Below are 16,355 nucleotides of genomic sequence, written 5' to 3'. Positions count from 1 at the left end.
AACCTCTTGCTCGCGGGGCCATCCCATCACGTGCCGTTGCCCGGCGCTGGCGGGGCGGTGGGTGAGGCTTCTGCCGATTCCTCTGGACAATTCACCTGCTGCGAGACCCTGCGGCGGGCAGCGATCACGGGGGCAGCCTCGGTCTTGAGCTCGCCGGCGGCTTCCTGGAGGGTCAGGGTCTTGTTGGTGGTCACCCGGGTGGCTGCGGCGTCGAAGGCCTTGAGCTGGTCGCGGAAATCGCGCAGGCGATATTTCTCTAGCAAAGCTTCCGACTGGTTCAGGCTGGCCAGGGAAGAGCTGAGAGCCAGGTTGGCCACCTTGGCCTCCCCCACCGTGGAGCTTGGCTCGAGGGCCGCAACCTCCTCAAGAGCCGTGCCGACGCCCGCCAGGTTGTTGCAGATCTTGGCCTCAAGCTCTGCTTCGGTCTTCTCGGTGTCCTGCTGGCAGCCCGCCGCAGCGAGAGAGACAACAGCCAGAGCCAGCGCGAGGGAGCGGCGCATGTCAGACAGGGCGTTTTGTTCGGCCTGAACTTACCGCCGCCCCTGGGTGTCAGCCTTTGGCCAGCTCGACGGCAGCAGCGGCCACCCCCGCACCAGCCGCTCCCTTGGCCAGTCCCAGCGCCGCCACGGTGGCCTCAATGGCCGCCACGGCGGTGAGCAGATCGCGGTCGCAGACGAAACCGAGGTGGCCGATCCGGAAGACCTTGCCCTTGAGGTGATCCTGTCCGCCGGCCAGCAGGATGTCGAACCGCTCCTTCACGGCTTTGCGCAAGATTTCGGCATCGATCCCCTCCGGTGCCACGGCGGTAATCGAGGGGCTGCCGTGGCCGTCGGCGGCATAGAGCGCCAGACCGATCCCCTTCATGCCCGCCTGGGCAGCGCGGCGGTGGCGGGCATGGCGGGCAAAAATGGCCTCAAGCCCTTCGGCCTGCATCATCTCCAGGGCTGCCTCCAGGGCGAAGTAGAGATTCACCGGAGGGGTGAAGGGGTTGCTGTCTTTGGCCGCGGCTTTGCGATAAGTGGCCAGGTTGAAATAGAACTTCGGCAGATTGGAGCGTTCCTGGGCTTTCCAGGCCCGCTGGCTCATCGCCACGAAGCCAAGGCCAGGCGGCATCATGTAACCCTTCTGGGAACCGGAGCCCACCACATCAAGGCCCCAGGCGTCCATCGGCACGTTGCAGGCGCCAAGGCTGGTGACACAGTCAGCAACGACCAAGGCCTGGCCATGGGCATGAACGTGGCGGGCGATCGTTTCGAGATCATTGATCACGCCGGTAGAGGTTTCCGAATGGGTGAGGATCACGGCCCGGATCCGCTTGTCGGTGTCAGCTTCAAGGGCGGTGCGGAAGGCTTCAGGATCCAGGGGCTGGCCCCACTCCGCCTCGATCACCTCCACCTCGAGCCCGTAGGCCCTGGCCACCTTCACCCAGCGCTCGCCGAACTTGCCGTTGTCCCCGCAGAGCACCTTGTCGCCCGTGCTGAGCACGTTGATGATTCCGGCTTCCATCGCCGCCGTGCCGCTGCCGGTGAGCGCCAGCACATCCGCTTCGGTCTGATGCAACCACTTGAGCTGGGCGGTGGTGCGCTGGACAATCGCCTGGAACTCAGCGCTGCGGTGGCCGATCGGATGGCGGCTCATCGCCAGCAGGACGCTCTCCGGCACCGGGGTAGGACCGGGGATCATCAGGGTCAGCTTGTCCTGCATGGCAGTGGCGCGGAAGGTGGGTGCGCGGCGGCGCGATCATCCAGCTTAAAAAACGGCCTTGCGACCCTCCGATCAGCGCCGCCGCGATGACCTCCCCCAGCGGTTTCACCCTGCCGGTCTGGGTGGCAGCAGCGGCGCGCGCCGCCGTGCAGGCCCTGGTGGCTGGCCCGGATCAGGCCGCCGGTCCGCTGGATCCAGCTCCACTGCTGGAATTGCTCGATCCGCCGGGATTGCGGCCTGTGCCCGTCGAAGCCGCCGCCCGCCTGGGAGGGGGAACGGCCCTGGGCATCAGCCGTTGCCAACCCGGCGAGGGGCTTGATCTCACCCGCGATCTGGCCATCTGGGTGTGGGCGAGCGCCTGGCCTGCCGGCGAAGCGCCCCCCCGGCAGGGCACAGGCGAGTGGTTGCGGCTGGAGGCAGGCGAAGGCGTCGGTGTGCACGCGGGGAGTATCGATGGGGGGGCTGGCCAAGGAGGCAGTTCCGAGCTTTGCCTCTCCAACTACGCCCGTCAGCTGCTGGACGTGAACCTGCGGCCGCTCTGGCCCGACGGCGAGGGCCTGCGGCTGCGGATCATCTTTCCCCAGGGGCGCCGGCTCGCCGAGCGCACCAGCAACGCGGCCTTCGGTGTGGTGGATGGCCTGGCCCTGATTGGCACCCAGGCCATCGTTCAGCGCAGTGCCGCCCCCGACCAGCTGGAGGCTTGCCTGGCCGAGCTGCGTCAGCGTGCCGCCGCACCCGGTTTCAGCGGAAATCTGGTGGTGGTGATCGGCGAGAACGGCCTGGATCTGGCGCCGCGGCTGGGCCTGCCGGCGGAGCTGTTGCTCAAGGCCGGCAACTGGCTGGGGCCGGTGATCGTGGCCGCGGGCGAGGCGGGTGTGCGGCAGCTGATCCTGTTCGGGTACCACGGCAAGTTGATCAAGCTGGCTGGCGGTATCTTCCACACCCACCACCATCTGGCCGACGGCAGAGCCGAAATCCTCACCAGCCTGGCGGCCCTGGAGGGGGTGAGCGGCGAGCCCCTGGCCCAGCTCCATGGCGCCGCCACGGTGGAGGCAGCCCTCGCTGGACTTGCATTGCTCGATCCCCAGCTGGCGGCACGGCTGGAGCAGCGACTGGCGGACACGATCGAGCAGCGCAGCCAGGCCTACCTGGCCCGCTACGGCGATTTCGACACGCGTGTCGGAGCGGTGCTGTTCGATCAGGCGCGCCAGCTGCGCGCCTGCGGCTCTGAGGGAAAGCGGTTGCTGCAGGCTTTCGGGCACCCTCTAGGGTGAATTGAAAGGGCCTGGCCGCCGCAACGGTCGTATGTCGAACGCTTCACAATCCTCTGAACAACCGGAATCCAAGCGCCATCCAGCCATCGTCATCCTCGACTTCGGCTCGCAGTATTCCGAGCTGATTGCCCGCCGGGTGCGGGAAACGGAGGTGTACTCGCTGGTGATGGGCTACAGCACCAGCGTTGAAGAATTACGCCAAATTGCCCCGAAGGGAATCATCCTCAGCGGTGGGCCCAACTCCGTCTATGCCGAGGGGGCACCGCTCTGCGATCCCGGCCTCTGGGATCTCGGCATTCCGATCCTCGGTGTCTGCTACGGCATGCAGTTGATGGTGCAGCACTTCGGTGGGGCTGTGGAAGCAGCCGGACGGGGCGAATACGGCAAGGCGCCTCTGCTCGTGGACGATCCGAACAGTCTGCTCAGCAACGTGGTCGATGGCTCCACGATGTGGATGAGCCATGGCGATTCGGTCACCACCATGCCCGCGGGTTTCGTGCGACTGGCCCACACCGCCAACACGCCAGAGGCGGTGATCGCTGATCACCGGCGCCATCTTTACGGCGTTCAGTTTCATCCGGAGGTGATTCACTCCAGCGGAGGCATGACGCTGATCCGCAACTTCGTGTACGAGATCTGTGGCTGCCAGCCTGATTGGACCACAGAAGCCTTCATCGATGAAGCCCTCGCCGATGTTCGCGAACGGGTTGGTGATAAGCGCGTGCTGCTGGCCCTGTCTGGAGGGGTGGATTCATCCACTCTGGCGTTCCTGCTGCACAAGGCCATCGGCGACAAGCTCACCTGCATGTTCATCGACCAGGGGTTCATGCGCAAGGGGGAACCTGAATTCCTCACTGAGTTCTTCGACCATCAATTCCACATTCGCGTCGAATACATCAACGCCCGCGATCGCTTCCTCGACAAGCTCGACGGCATCAGCGATCCCGAAGACAAGCGCAAGATCATCGGCGCTGAATTCATCCGGGTGTTCGAGGAGGAAAGCAAGCGCCTCGGTCCCTTCGATTTCCTCGCCCAGGGCACGCTTTACCCCGATGTGATCGAATCGGCTGGAACGGGCGTGGACCCCAACACCGGTGAACGGGTGGCGGTGAAGATCAAGAGCCACCACAACGTGGGCGGCCTGCCCAAGGATCTGCAGTTCAAGCTGGTGGAGCCGCTGCGCCGCCTGTTCAAAGATGAGGTGCGCAAGGTGGGCCGCAGCCTGGGCCTGCCCGAGGAGATCGTCCGCCGACATCCCTTCCCTGGCCCCGGCCTGGCGATCCGCATCCTCGGTGAGGTGAGCGCTGAGAAACTCAACCTCCTGCGGGACGCCGATCTGATCGTGCGTGAGGAAGTGCAGGAGGCGGGGTTATATCACGAGATCTGGCAGGCGTTCGCCGTGCTGCTGCCGGTGCGCAGCGTTGGGGTGATGGGCGACAAGCGCACCTATGCCTATCCGATCGTGCTGCGTTGCGTGTCCAGCGAAGACGGCATGACTGCCGACTGGTCCAGGCTGCCCTACGACCTGCTGGAGCGGATCTCGAACCGGATTGTCAACGAAGTCAAGGGCGTGAACCGCGTGGTGCTCGACATCACCAGCAAACCGCCCGGCACGATCGAGTGGGAATGAGGAAACCTGCCGCCAGAGCGCGCGTTCTCCACTGGTAAGCCCCCGGCAGCTTCGATACCATCGGGCACCAGCGTGATTCCCGTGACCGTCGCCACCCAGCCGGATCCCCAGCTGCAGCGCCGCCTGCAGCAGGACAGCATCCAGCTCGGCGCCAAGACGATCTTCCTGAATCCCTTTCTCTATTGGAGGCGCTTCGACGCCAATACCGACCGCTGGCTGCGCGAGCCAGGTCAGCTCCCGGAGGAGCAGATCCAGGCCAACCGCAGCCGTTTCTACCCCGAACTGCTCTGGGATGAGTTGTCCGATCAGGAACGGCAACTCAAGGACGGGGCCGTTGAGATGTTTCTCAAGACCCTCGAGCTGATCAGCACCTTCAACCCCGATCTGAGTGCCGGCCATCTGCTCGAGGTGGAGCGCAAGATGGCGGTCACCAAGAAGCGCTCCTTCGAGCGTTGGGTGGAGAAGGCCTTGGGGCGACGGCTCAAGGGTGAACGCAGGGAGCGGCGTCGCTTTGATCGGGAGCGCTGGTTGCGTGGCTGGGGCGAATGGCTGGGTCTGGACACAACCCGCCAGGCCCTGCTGCCCCTCACCACCCTGCTGGTGCTCTCGGCACTGGCCGGATCCTGGCTGGGATCGAGGCAATTCTGCCGGCCCGGACTGGTCCAGCCAGGAATTGAACGCAATCTCTGAGCAGCCCAGGTCCGAAGGGCGGCAAACTGGGACATCTGCAACAGGACATTCTTCCTGCTGCGCCGCGCTGCTGCCCGTGCCATGGCCACTGATCCCCTCGATGCCCTGAGGCTCTCCTTGATGCAGGATCTGCTGCCGGTGGGAATGGCTGTCGTCGAGCGGGCCCGCCGTGGCGGCCCCCGCCAGGTGGTGGATGCCTTCACCGGTTCGACCGATCCCCTCGCCCGGCTCAAACAGGAGGGAGATCCCGCCGCACAGGCCGTGCGCGAGAGCCTCGATCAGATCCAGCCGGGATTGGGAAATCCGGTGATGAAGGTGGAGGTGCGTGACATCCCAGTCAGTGAAGCGGTGACCACCAGCCCAGCCGGCCCGGGCGAGGGCGACCTCAACGCCGATCGTGAAGCCCTGCACGGGGCGCTGGCCGGGATCACCGCACGGCTGGCCTTGCTGGATCAACGGCTTGAGGCCTGAAGGCCATGGCCATCGGCTTGCTGGCTGGCGGGTCACGCCAGGCGGGGATGCGCCACCAACCGGCCTGGCTGCTGGGCCTGGTTCTTCTGGTCGCCACAGCGATCGGCGGCCGCTTGGCCTGGCTCCAGCTGGTCCACGGCCAGGAGAACCGGGAGATGGCCGATCAGAACCGGATCCGGCTGCTGCCCCGCCACCCGATGCGGGGCCGCCTGCTGGATCGCAACGGCGAGGTGCTGGCCACCAACCTCCTCAGCTACAACCTCTACCTCCTACCCCGGGTGGTCACCGAGGAACGCTGGCTATCGCTGCGCGATCGGCTCGCCGCCGTGCTGGATGTGTCCGTCGGCGAGCTGGAGCAGAAGCGGCGCAACGCCGGTAGCGGCGACGGCTATCGAATTCCGCTGGCCGGACCACTCAGCAGCGTCCAGGTGCTGCGTTTCAAGGAGCAGGGAACCGCCTTCGACGGCATCAACATCGACGTCGACTACCTGCGTTCCTACCCGAATGGAACGCTGGCGTCCCATCTGCTCGGCTACACCAGCAGCATCAACGAGGAGGAATACGGCCGCCTGGCCCGCGAGGGCTACCGGGTTCAGGACCGCATCGGCCGCAGCGGCCTGGAGCGGGTGTTCGAGTCCCACCTGCGTGGTGAGTGGGGCGGTCAGCAGCTGGAGGTGAATGCGGCAGGGGAGGTGCAGCGGGTGCTGGGCGACAAGCAGGCCCGATCCGGGAAGGATCTCAATCTCACCCTGGATCTGGAACTGCAACGGGCTGCGGAGAAGGCCCTCGATGGGGTGAAAAAGGGGGCGATCGTGGCGATGGATCCCCAGACCGGAGCCATCCTGGCGATGGCCAGTCGCCCGAACTTTGATCCCAACATGTTCTCGAAGGGTCCGACCACCGCCGAGTGGAACGAACTCAACAGACCCGAAGCGCCCATGCTGAACCGGGTGCTGCGGGCCTTTCCGCCCGCCAGCACCTTCAAGGTGATCACGGCCCTGGCCGCGCTGGAATCGGGTCGCTTCCACCCCGACTCCAAGATTCTCACCTCCAAGTCTTTCTGCTTTGACGGCCAGTGCTATGCCGATCACGGTAGTTACGGCAGCATCGGCTTCGCCTTTGCCATGGCCGTGAGCAGCAACAGCTTCTTTTACCGGCTCAGCCTGCAACTGGGGGCCGAAGACCTGTTCAAGGCCGCCCGGCGGCTGGGCTTCGGCAGCCCCACCGGGATCGAGCTCGATGAGGAGGAGAGCGCTGGCCTGCTGGGGGATCCCGCCTGGAAGCTGGAGACGCTCAAGGAGAGGTGGACCTCCGTTGACACGATCACCTCCTCGATCGGCCAGGGCGCGGTCTCGGTGACACCGTTGCAGATGGCCCGTCTCTACGCCGCGATCGCCAACGGCGGCTGGCTGGTCACGCCCCATCTGGTGGAGGGTCCAAGCTCTCGCGAGAACCTGGGGCTCAAGCCCTCCACCTTGAAGGTGCTGCGACAAAGCCTGCGTCAGGTGGTCACCAGCGGCACCGCCACCCTGCTGAACATCCCCGGCCTGCCGCCGGTGGCAGGCAAAACCGGCACCGCCGAAGACCCACCCCGGCAGGACCACTCCTGGTTCGGCGGCTATGCGCCGGCCGACAAGCCCGAACTGGTGATCATTGCCTTCGGGGAAAACAGTGGGGGCTACGGGGGCACCGTGGCGGCGCCGATGGTCAAGGCCCTGATGACCACCTGGTTCAAGTCCACACCGCCCAGCAACGAAATCCGCCCACTAACGCCTGCCAGCAACTGATCGGGCCAGCCGCCGATCAGCCCACCAACTGCAGCTTCGGCCTGGAAACCTGCCGGTAGAAGCCGCGCAGCTGGTCGGTGGCGGCCGCCCAGCCCCAGCGCTCCGCTTCTGAGCGGGCGGCCAGCCGCAATTCCTCGCGACGCTGCGGGCTGGCCAGCAGGCGGGCTGTTGCCGACGCCAGGCTGCTGGGCTCATCGGGGTCATAGAGACAACCGTTGACCCCATCGGTAACGATGTCCGGGATGCCGCCGCGGTTGGCGCCCACCACCGGGCAACCCGCCGCCATGGCCTCCAGCAGCACCAGCCCCAGGGTTTCGGTGCTGGAGGGGAACAGGAAAGCATCGGCACTGGCATAGGCGCTGGCCAGCTCTTCACCGGCCATGTAGCCGAGGAACGTGGTGGCGCTGCCGGCAAACACCTTTTCGAGCTGTTGGCGATGGGGGCCGTCACCGACTAGCGCCAGACGGGCCTGGGGCATGGCATCGAGCACGGGCCGAATCCGCTCGATCTGTTTTTCGGCCGAGAGTCGGCCGACATAGAGCAGCAGGCTGTCACTGTCGGCGTGCTGCCCCATTAGGGTGCGGCGCATGCCGGGATTGCGCAGCTCCGGCCGGAACAGTTCGGTGTCAACGCCCCGCTGCCAGAGGGCGGTGTGCTGGATGCCCCGCTGGCTGAGCTCCTCAACCATCGCCGTGGAGGTGCAGAGGTTGAGCTCGGCCTGGTTGTGGGCGGCTTTGAGCAGTTCCCAGAGCAAGGGCTCCAGCAGGCCGACGCCGTAGTGCTCGAGGTACTTGGGCAGATGGGTGTGATAGCTGGCCACCAGAGGGATCTGGCGCGACTTGGCCAGCCAGATGCCGCCCAGCCCGAGGACGGCTGGATTGACGACATGGACCAGATCCGGCGCGAACGCCTCCAGGGCTTCGGCAACCGCCGGCCGTGGCAGCGCCAGTTTGAGCTCGGGGTAGAGCGGCAGGGGCATGGCCGGAACGCCGATCACCCGGGCGCCCATGTAGGTGTCTGGACCCCCTTCAGGGCAGAACACCAGCACGTCCTCGCCCGCCGCCACCAGATGCTCGACCGTCTTGGTGAGCCTGGTGACGATCCCGTCGACCTTGGGCAGGAAGGTTTCGGTGAAAAAGACGATCTTCAAGGGGGGCCGCATGTCCAGGTGAGGTCTTGGCGGGTTCAGACCTTGGCCTCGACGGCCAGCGCCTGGGAGGAGGTCCAGGCGGAAACGCAGGGGATTCGGGAGCGATCGCAGCGGTCAGCCCAGCGGCGGGCCACATCGACCACTTCGGCCAGCAGACCATCTTCCAGGGTGGTGGGTTTGAGGCCCAGCTCAATCAGGCAGCGGTTATCGACGATCAGATCGTTCTCGATCGCTTCCTTGCGTGGGTTGGGCAGATGGCTCACCTTGGCGCCGGTGACGGCGGCCACCTTCTCGGCCAGATCCTTGACCTTGTGGCTTTCGGTCATCTGGTTGTAGATCCGGACCTTTTCGCCAGATTTGGGCGGGTTGGCGACGGCCAGCTCCACACACTTGACTGAATCGCGGATGTGAATGAAGGCGCGGGTCTGACCACCGGTGCCGTGGACGGTGAGCGGATAGCCGATCGCGGCCTGCATCAGGAAACGGTTGAGCACCGTGCCGTAGTCGCCGTCGTAATCGAAGCGGTTGACCAGCCGGGGATCGCGGTCAGTGAGATCGGTATTGGTGCCCCAGACGATCCCCTGATGGAGATCGGTGACACGGATGTTGTCGTTCTTGTTGTAATAGAAGAACAGCAATTGGTCGAGCGTCTTGGTCATGTGATAGACGCTGCCCGGATCGGTGGGGTGGAGAATCTTCTCGCGGAACCGGGTGCCATCGGGCTGGGGAACCTCAACGGTGAGGTAGCCCTCGGGAATCGTGGCGCCGCGGTGGGAGCCGTAGCCGTACACCCCCATCGTGCCGAGGTGGACAATGTGCACATCCAGGCCGCTCTCGACGATGGCGCAGAGCAGGTTGTGGGTGCCGTTGACGTTGTTGTCGACGGTATAGCGCTTGGTGGCGCTGGATTTCATCGAGTAAGGCGCGGCGCGCTGCTCGGCGAAATGCACCACCGCTTCGGGCCGCTCCTGGCGCAGCAACTCCAGCAGGCCCTCGTAGTTCTGGGCGATGTCGAGCGGCACAAAGCGAATGGGCTGGCCGCCGGTTTCCTCCCAGGCCCGCAGGCGGTCCTGCAGGTTGGCGATCGGGGTGAGCGACTCAACGCCGAGATCGATGTCGATCTTGCGACGGCTGAGATTGTCGACGATCACCACCTCGTGGCCGCCATCGGCCAGATTCACCGCGCACGGCCAGCCGCAGAAGCCATCGCCACCGAGAACGAGAACCTTCACGTCTGAACTCCTGCTGAACGAGCGAATGCTCCCTGTTGGCAAGCTACTACAGGCATTCAGCGCCTCCGCCGGGGCCCGGCCCGTTCAGCTGATCCCCACAGCCACAGCCAGCATCGCCAGCACCAGCAAGGACCCACCGATCAGCAACAGGAGCGTGGGGCGGCTGAGGCCACCACCGGGGACCACCACCTGGATCGGGGGCTCCTTGGCAAAGGCATTCAGGCGGCCGCCGTCTTCCCGTGTCACCGACATCGCAGAACCCCCCTGAAGAGAGGGCAAGAGTAAGCACGCGTCGTTGGCGGATCGGCATGCTCGGGGGGAAGTTCATGCGCTCCGCCCGCCCGCCTGGCCGACCAGCCCCTGAACGGGAGAACTGGCCCGAGCCTCCTGGCGCAAGGGCAAGCGGCCAGCCCGCCAGGCGATCCGACCAGCCTCTGTGGCCATGGCCATGGCCTCAGCCATCGCGGCAGGGTCACCGGCCAGGGCGATGGCGCTGTTGATCAACAGGGCATCGGCACCCATCTCCATGGCCTGGGCCGCTTCGCTGGGAACGCCGATGCCCGCATCCACCACCACCGGAACCCCGGCGCTTTCGATGATCAGGGCGATATTGGCGGCATTGCGGATCCCCTGGGCGGAGCCGATCGGTGAGGCCAGCGGCATGACCGTGGCACAACCGGCCTCTTCAAGCCGTTTGGCCAGAAGCGGATCGGCATTGATGTACGGGAGCACGGTGAAGCCCTCGGCCACAAGCTGCTCGGCCGCCTGGAGCGTGCCGAAGGGATCGGGGAGCAAGTGGCGCCCCTCCGGGATCACCTCCAGCTTCACAAAGTTGTTATCTTCCTGACCGACCAGCCTGGCCAGCTCCCGGCCGAGCCGCGCCACCCGCACGGCCTCTTCGGCGGTGGCACAGCCTGCGGTGTTGGGCAACATCCAGATCGCACTCCAGTCGATGGCCTCGATCAAGCCGCCATGGCCCGGAGCTGAGCTCTGCACCCGGCGCACCGCCACGGTGACGATCTCGCAGCGGCTCGCCGCCAGGCTGGCCCGCATGACGCTGAGGCTGGGGTACTTGCCGGTTCCGGTCATCAGCCGGCTGCCGAAGCGCCGGCCACCGATCATCAGGCTGTCGCATGCGGCTGGATCCGTTGCAGACACTGTTTCCGGCACAGCAACTGCTTCGCGTCTAGCCAGGATTTCCGATTCGGCCACGGTTGCCGCTGCGGATGAATCAGCAACTTTAAGGTCGCAGGCGTGGGCGGGGTCCATCGGGATCAGGCCACCGGGCCTCAGGCAGCTGCTCCGGCAGCGCGTGGCTTCATCAGCGCAGCTGACCTTGGCGCTGGCCCTTAATCTTGATCAAAGCTTGGTCAGCCCCTTGTCCCTGGTCCTTCCGCTGCTGCTCGCCGCCACGCCGGTTCCGATCGGCTCGATGGTGCCCTTCAACCCGCCGAATCCCAACACGGTCGAATCGTTCCAAACTGACTTCGGCTCGGTTGAAACCTTCGATCCCAGCCTCCGCGCCCTGCAACTGGTTGAGCAACTACCCCGCCGCTGGGGGGGCAGTTATCAGGCTTTCGGCTCGGCCACCCCTGTGCCGGTGGAGCTGCGGCTCGACACGCTCACCGCCATCGGGCAGATCGTTGATCTGCGCGGCGCGATGACGATCGGATCCGTCACGACGGCCGTGCAGGGCAATCTCAATGCCAAGTCGGATCAATTTGAGCTGCTGCCCCTGATCGACAATCTCAGCACCGGCCTGGAGCCCGGTGGTGACTTTCTCGGCCTGGAGGGGTTGAGCTTGAGCGGCTGGAATGCACCCAGGCTGACCAATCCCGGCGGACGGCTGGTGCTGTCACCACTGCAAGGGGCTGGACCAGCCAACCAAGCGCCGCTGGGCAACCAATCTCCTGGAGCGATCCGAGGTCTGTGGTGAGGCGAAGCAAGGTTCCGCAGAGCTCTTCTGAATCCGCAGGCAATTCCTGAAGACGTCAGGCCACTTTCTTGCCAGACGGCGGCTTTCCAGAAGGCGGTTTGCGTTTCTTCGCCGAGGATGGCGATGGTTTGCTCACAACTGACGACGCCTTCTTCATGCCTGCCCCACTGCTGGGAGCGGGATCGACAGCGTCCTGAGGGTTGCGGCGATCAAGCAGTTTGAGTCGTTTGGCCGTTGTTTTGTTGCCGGGGTCGAGAACAAGAGCCTGCTGGTACGCCTGCCGCGCCTCGTCCGGTTTGCTCTGACGCTCAAGGGCATAGCCCAGGTTATTGAGCGCAACGGGATAATCAGGCTTGGCCTGCAGGGCCGCCTTGTAGTGACGGGTGGCCGTACTGAAGTTGTTCTGGGCGGCCAGTGAGAAGCCCAGAGCGTTCTGCATCAGGGCCTGGGCCTCATCGGGCTCACCGGCTGAGCGCTTCAGGGCCAGTTGCAAGGAGGCGACGGCCTGGGCATACATCCGCTTGCGCAGTTGCACCGAAGCCAGTTCATAGAGAGTGGCCGGATCCTGGCTCGCTTCCTTTCCTTTCCCTTCCAGCCGGGAGAGGGTGGCTTCATCCCGGCGCACCCGCACCAACTGGAAGCCGATCAGCACAGCAGCGGCACCCAACAGGACGATCAGTCCAATCAGGTAAGCCTGAGGCAGGAGCATGTCCATGGGGCCTCCCGGTTCAGGGTGAATCAGCGATTGGCTGCGCCAACGACACTGGCGAAGCTGGCGGGATCGGCCACAGCCAGCTGGGCCAACATCTTGCGGTTCAGCTGCACATCGGCCCGCTTGAGCCCACCGATCAGGCGGCTGTAGCTGAGGCCATTCAGGCGTGCCGCCGCATTGATGCGGGCAATCCAGAGGCGGCGGAAGTCACGCTTGCGGCGGCGGCGATCCCTGTAGGCATTGCACAGGGCCTTCATCACCCGCTGGTTGGCGGTACGGAACAACTTGCTGCCGCTGCCCTGAAAGCCGCGGGCCAGTCTTAAAACCTTGATGCGGCGCTTGCGGGCAACGTTGCCCCTCTTGACGCGAGCCATGGATCAGTTTCGGGAGTGAATGGGGTGGTCGATCAGTTGGCGTAAGGGAGCATGCCCCTCACGTTGTCCACATCGCGCTCGTCGACGACAGCCATCGTGCCGAGATAGCGCTTGCGTTTCGGGCTCTTGTGATCAAGCAGGTGATTGTGGAAAGCGCGGCGGCGCATGAATTTCCCGTTACCGCTGAGCCTGAAGCGCTTGGCCGCAGCTCTGCGGGTCTTGAGTTTCGGCATCTCTTCCGCCCAACCACAAACAACCAAAGTACGACGTGGAAGCGCCTTCCGCCAACTCCCCCCTGCTTCCCTGTCCTTTCTGAACCCCTGCCGCCTTGCTGCCGCCCATGCCTCACCTGACCCTGCTTCAGGCCCGCTCCAGTCACCGCCCTTCCAGGCACTTCCTTTCCAAGCAACGCCTAGCGGCCGCCTTGCTGGGTCTCGGTGCTTCGCTGTCGATGGCGGCGGGGTGCCGTGCCGCGTCCGCTCCAGTGGCGCTGCACTGGCCGACCCAGCCGCCGCCGCCACTGAACGGAAACAATCCCGTGCTCTGGATTGGTCTGGCCTCAAGGCTGGGCCCTGCAGCTCCGCTGGTGCTGCAGGCGGCCAGTGGAGCTGTGACCCTCACCGATGCCTCCGGGCAGAGCAGCAGCGCGGCCAGCCTGACCCTGCGCTGGCGGGAGCGGCCCCTCGCCGAACCGCTGCCCCTGGAGCGCAGTGTGCTGGGGCCGTTCGCCAGCTTCGAGAGTGCCGAGCAGGCGGCCACGGCCTGGCAAGCACTCGGTGTGCCAGCCCAGGTCGCCTTCCCCAGGGAATTTGAGGTGTGGGCACCGCTGGGATCGACCGCTCCGCAAGGGTTCACGGCCCGCGAGCAGAGGCAGGTGCTGAACAGCCGTCTGACGCTCGAAACCCCGGCGGGCGCGCTGCTGGAGGGTCCGATTCAGGTCAGCGCTCCCGGTGGGCTGCGCTGGGACGGCGGGGTGTTCCAAGGACCGTTCCGCCTCCAGGCGAACGCCTACGGCGGCTGGAGCCTGATCGAGCAGGTGCCGATCGAGCGCTACCTGCTCGGGGTGGTTCCCCACGAAATTGGCGCCCGCTCGCCAGCGGCGGCCCTGGCGGCCCAGGCGGTGCTGGCACGCACCTGGGCCTTGCGCAACCGCCACCGCTTCGCCACCGATGGCTACCACCTCTGCGCTGACACCCAGTGCCAGGTCTATGCCGATCCCCGCCAGGCCGGCGCTGCCGTGCGTGGGGCCATTCAGGCCACCCAGGGCCAGGTACTCAGCTTTGGGAACGAACCGATTCACGCGGTGTATCACGCCACCAATGGCGGCATCTCCGCTGGGTTCGAGGAGGTCTGGAGCGGCGAGGCCCGCCCCTATCTGCAGGCCCGTCCGGATGGGCCGAGCGCCTTTGCCCAACGCTTCGCCGTCCCTCTGCCAGCGACCCTGCTGCCCGGACTCCTGAGCCAGGGCGGCAGCGCCTATGGCGCCGACCACCCCCGTTTCCGCTGGCAACGAAGGCTCACTGGCGCCCAGATTGGCCAGGATTTAGCTCGCAGCGGCGGCCCCAGCATTGGCACCCCCCTGCGGCTCAAGGTCTTGGAGCGGGGGCCGAGCGGGCGGGTGGTGGCACTGGCCGTCGAGGGCAGCGCCGGGGAGCGGGTTCTGCGGCTCGATGCGATCCGTCGCACCTTCCGCCAACTGCCCAGCACCCTGTTCGAGCTGGTTCCTGATGGTGCCGGTGCCTGGCGATTCGTCGGAGGCGGCTTTGGCCATGGGGCTGGGTTGTCCCAGGCTGGAGCCATCGATCTGGCGGCACGGGGCTGGAGCCTGACGCGCATCCTCGAGCACTACTACCCGGGCACGGATCTAAGGCCGATCAGCTCCTTTGGCGGTGACCTCTAGAATTGAAACCACACCGTTCAACGTCCACGGATCCAGGCCCTGGAGGGCACGTTCTTGAAGGTGATGTCTTGAAGCTGCAGAGGTCGTCGTGACAGGCACAGCGAAGGCCATGGCCGCCCCAGGGCGGCGAAGGGGCAAGGCGGCCGTGTTTGTGATCCTCTGCGGCTGGGCCGGGGTAGCTCCCCACTGGCTTGAGCCACCCCGCATGCTGCTGCCGGCGATCAGCGTCAGCTTGCTGATGGCCACCTACCTGGCGCGCACCGTCTTTCAGTCCCTCTGGCGCGGTCCGTCGTCAACGACGCCGGATCCCCCCTCGCCCTGGCCTGGTGGTGATCAGGTCTGGCCCGAGGTGGATGTGGTGGTGGCCGCCCGGGACGAAGAAGCGGTGATCGTGCGGCTGGTGCAGCGGGTCTGCCGTTTGGACTATCCGCCCAACTGCCTGAGGCTGTGGGTGGTCGATGACGGCAGTGAAGACCGCACGGCAGGGCTGCTGGCCGATCTTGAGCGTCAGACACCCCAGCTCACCGTGATCCGGCGCAGCCGCGAGGCGGGCGGCGGCAAATCAGGGGCGCTCAACACCGTTCTCGACCGCCTTCAGGGCCGCTGGATGCTGGTGCTCGATGCCGATGCCGGGCTGCAGGCCGATCTGCTCCAGCGGCTGGTGGCCCATGCCGAAACCGGCCGTTGGTCGGCGGTTCAGTTGCGCAAGGCGGTGGTGAACACCGAGCGCAACCTGCTCACCCGGGGCCAGGCCATGGAAATGGCTCTCGACGCTGGGATCCAGGAGGGGCGCTTGCTTGCCGGCGGAATCGCTGAGCTGCGCGGCAATGGCCAGCTGCTCCGCCGTGACGCGCTCGCGGCTTGCGGTGGATTCAACGAAGAGACCGTTACCGATGACCTTGACCTCAGCTTCCGCCTGCTGCTGGCTGGGCATCCGGTTGGAATGCTGTGGAATCCGCCAGTGGAGGAAGAGGCGGTTCTGACCCTGCCCTCGCTCTGGAGACAACGGCAGCGCTGGGCCGAAGGGGGGCTGCAGCGCTTCTTCGATTACTGGCCAGGCCTTACCTCCTCCCGCCTATCGCTGCGCAAGCGCTTGGATCTCGGTGTCTTCTTTTTCATCCAGTACGCCTTGCCGGTGATTGGAGCGTTCGATCTGTTCACCGCCCTGCTGACCCGCTCCCAGCCAGCCATCTGGCCCCTGACCTTCGTGGCATCAGGACTGACGGGCGGGGCCATGGTGATCGGTTGCCGCCGTTCAGCCGAGGGGCCTGCCCTGCCGCCGATGAACCCGTTCTCCATCGCCCTGGGCATGGGCTATCTGGCCCACTGGTTCGTGGTGATCCCCTGGGTGGCGCTGCGCATGGCCCTCTTGCCGAAGCGACTGGTCTGGGCCAAGACCCTCCATCTCGGCGTCTTCCATGACGATCCCGACGACGACGACGCCCTGCCCGGCGATCCCGATCTGACCACCCAGGTGTCCTAGTCGGCTGCTGAC

At 65.7% G+C, this 16,355-nt stretch carries 17 protein-coding genes; 8 read left to right on the top strand and 9 right to left on the bottom strand.

Translation table 11 applies throughout. The features are described from left to right. Positions 1-26: 26 nt before the first annotated feature. Together BM449_RS07710 and BM449_RS07705 are read right to left on the bottom strand one after the other, a co-directional pair. The gene (locus BM449_RS07710; protein WP_071800746.1) at positions 27-500 is read right to left on the bottom strand and encodes a hypothetical protein; all 474 of its coding nucleotides are present in this window, start codon (positions 498-500) and stop codon (positions 27-29) included. 49 nt (positions 501-549) lie between these two features. Next, the gene (locus BM449_RS07705; protein WP_071800745.1) at positions 550-1,704 is read right to left on the bottom strand and encodes an alanine--glyoxylate aminotransferase family protein; all 1,155 of its coding nucleotides are present in this window, start codon (positions 1,702-1,704) and stop codon (positions 550-552) included. 86 nt (positions 1,705-1,790) lie between these two features. On the opposite strand from BM449_RS07705, the gene cbiD reads away from it, so the two are divergent. The 5 genes from cbiD to mrdA all read left to right on the top strand — a co-directional run bounded on the left by cbiD (position 1,791) and on the right by mrdA (position 7,556). Continuing rightward, positions 1,791-2,978 (top strand): cobalt-precorrin-5B (C(1))-methyltransferase CbiD, encoded by a 1,188-nt coding sequence (cbiD, locus tag BM449_RS07700; protein ID WP_120352841.1) that lies wholly within the window; start codon positions 1,791-1,793, stop codon positions 2,976-2,978. A 31-nt stretch (positions 2,979-3,009) separates the two neighbouring features. After that, positions 3,010-4,608: a glutamine-hydrolyzing GMP synthase gene (gene guaA / locus BM449_RS07695; RefSeq protein WP_071800744.1), complete on the top strand. Its 1,599-nt coding sequence runs from the start codon at positions 3,010-3,012 to the stop codon at positions 4,606-4,608. A gap of 81 nt (positions 4,609-4,689) precedes the next feature. Then, positions 4,690-5,298 carry a hypothetical protein gene (locus tag BM449_RS07690; protein WP_071800743.1) on the top strand — a complete coding sequence of 203 codons (609 nt, stop codon included), beginning with the start codon at positions 4,690-4,692 and terminating at the stop codon, positions 5,296-5,298. Between the two features lie 81 nt (positions 5,299-5,379). Then, positions 5,380-5,769 (top strand): hypothetical protein, encoded by a 390-nt coding sequence (locus BM449_RS07685; RefSeq protein ID WP_071800742.1) that lies wholly within the window; start codon positions 5,380-5,382, stop codon positions 5,767-5,769. 5 nt (positions 5,770-5,774) lie between these two features. After that, entirely contained in the window at positions 5,775-7,556 is a 1,782-nt protein-coding gene (gene mrdA / locus BM449_RS07680; RefSeq protein WP_071800741.1) for a penicillin-binding protein 2, read from the top strand. Between the two features lie 16 nt (positions 7,557-7,572). Here the strand turns inward: mrdA and BM449_RS07675 are convergent, their stop codons facing one another. From BM449_RS07675 to BM449_RS07660, 4 genes are all read right to left on the bottom strand, one after another. Next, positions 7,573-8,706 (bottom strand): glycosyltransferase family 1 protein, encoded by a 1,134-nt coding sequence (locus tag BM449_RS07675; protein ID WP_071802081.1) that lies wholly within the window; start codon positions 8,704-8,706, stop codon positions 7,573-7,575. 35 nt (positions 8,707-8,741) lie between these two features. Beyond that, on the bottom strand, positions 8,742-9,938 hold the full coding sequence (locus BM449_RS07670) for an NAD-dependent epimerase/dehydratase family protein (protein ID WP_071800740.1): 1,197 nt from the start codon (positions 9,936-9,938) through the stop codon (positions 8,742-8,744). A gap of 84 nt (positions 9,939-10,022) precedes the next feature. Next, positions 10,023-10,190, bottom strand: coding sequence for a ssl1498 family light-harvesting-like protein (locus tag BM449_RS07665; protein WP_071800739.1), 168 nt, complete (start codon positions 10,188-10,190; stop codon positions 10,023-10,025). 72 nt (positions 10,191-10,262) lie between these two features. After that, complete coding sequence (locus BM449_RS07660) at positions 10,263-11,060, bottom strand: thiazole synthase (protein ID WP_071800738.1); 798 nt, start codon at positions 11,058-11,060, stop codon at positions 10,263-10,265. A 256-nt stretch (positions 11,061-11,316) separates the two neighbouring features. On the opposite strand from BM449_RS07660, the gene BM449_RS07655 reads away from it, so the two are divergent. Continuing rightward, on the top strand, positions 11,317-11,874 hold the full coding sequence (locus tag BM449_RS07655) for a hypothetical protein (protein ID WP_071802080.1): 558 nt from the start codon (positions 11,317-11,319) through the stop codon (positions 11,872-11,874). Positions 11,875-11,929: 55 nt separating this feature from the next. On the opposite strand, the gene BM449_RS07650 is transcribed toward BM449_RS07655, so the two are convergent. Genes BM449_RS07650 through rpmI form a run of 3 tightly spaced genes read right to left on the bottom strand, consistent with a single transcriptional unit; the run spans position 11,930 to position 13,193 of the window. After that, on the bottom strand, positions 11,930-12,589 hold the full coding sequence (locus tag BM449_RS07650; protein WP_083544462.1) for a tetratricopeptide repeat protein: 660 nt from the start codon (positions 12,587-12,589) through the stop codon (positions 11,930-11,932). Positions 12,590-12,612: 23 nt separating this feature from the next. Next, a complete protein-coding gene (gene rplT / locus BM449_RS07645) occupies positions 12,613-12,960 on the bottom strand; it encodes a 50S ribosomal protein L20 (protein ID WP_071800737.1) in 348 nt (115 codons plus the stop codon). Between the two features lie 32 nt (positions 12,961-12,992). Further along, a complete protein-coding gene (gene rpmI, locus BM449_RS07640) occupies positions 12,993-13,193 on the bottom strand; it encodes a 50S ribosomal protein L35 (RefSeq protein ID WP_071800736.1) in 201 nt (66 codons plus the stop codon). 107 nt (positions 13,194-13,300) lie between these two features. On the opposite strand from rpmI, the gene BM449_RS07635 reads away from it, so the two are divergent. Further along, on the top strand, positions 13,301-14,860 hold the full coding sequence (locus BM449_RS07635) for a SpoIID/LytB domain-containing protein (RefSeq protein ID WP_083544461.1): 1,560 nt from the start codon (positions 13,301-13,303) through the stop codon (positions 14,858-14,860). A 109-nt stretch (positions 14,861-14,969) separates the two neighbouring features. Next, positions 14,970-16,343, top strand: coding sequence for a glycosyltransferase family 2 protein (locus tag BM449_RS07630; RefSeq protein WP_071800735.1), 1,374 nt, complete (start codon positions 14,970-14,972; stop codon positions 16,341-16,343). The last annotated feature ends 12 nt before the right edge of the window (positions 16,344-16,355 follow it).

This window comes from Synechococcus sp. SynAce01, assembly GCF_001885215.1.
Classification (GTDB): domain Bacteria; phylum Cyanobacteriota; class Cyanobacteriia; order PCC-6307; family Cyanobiaceae; genus Regnicoccus; species Regnicoccus frigidus.
Note: the sequence above shows the minus strand (reverse complement) of the source record. Positions and strands in the feature narration are given on the sequence as shown.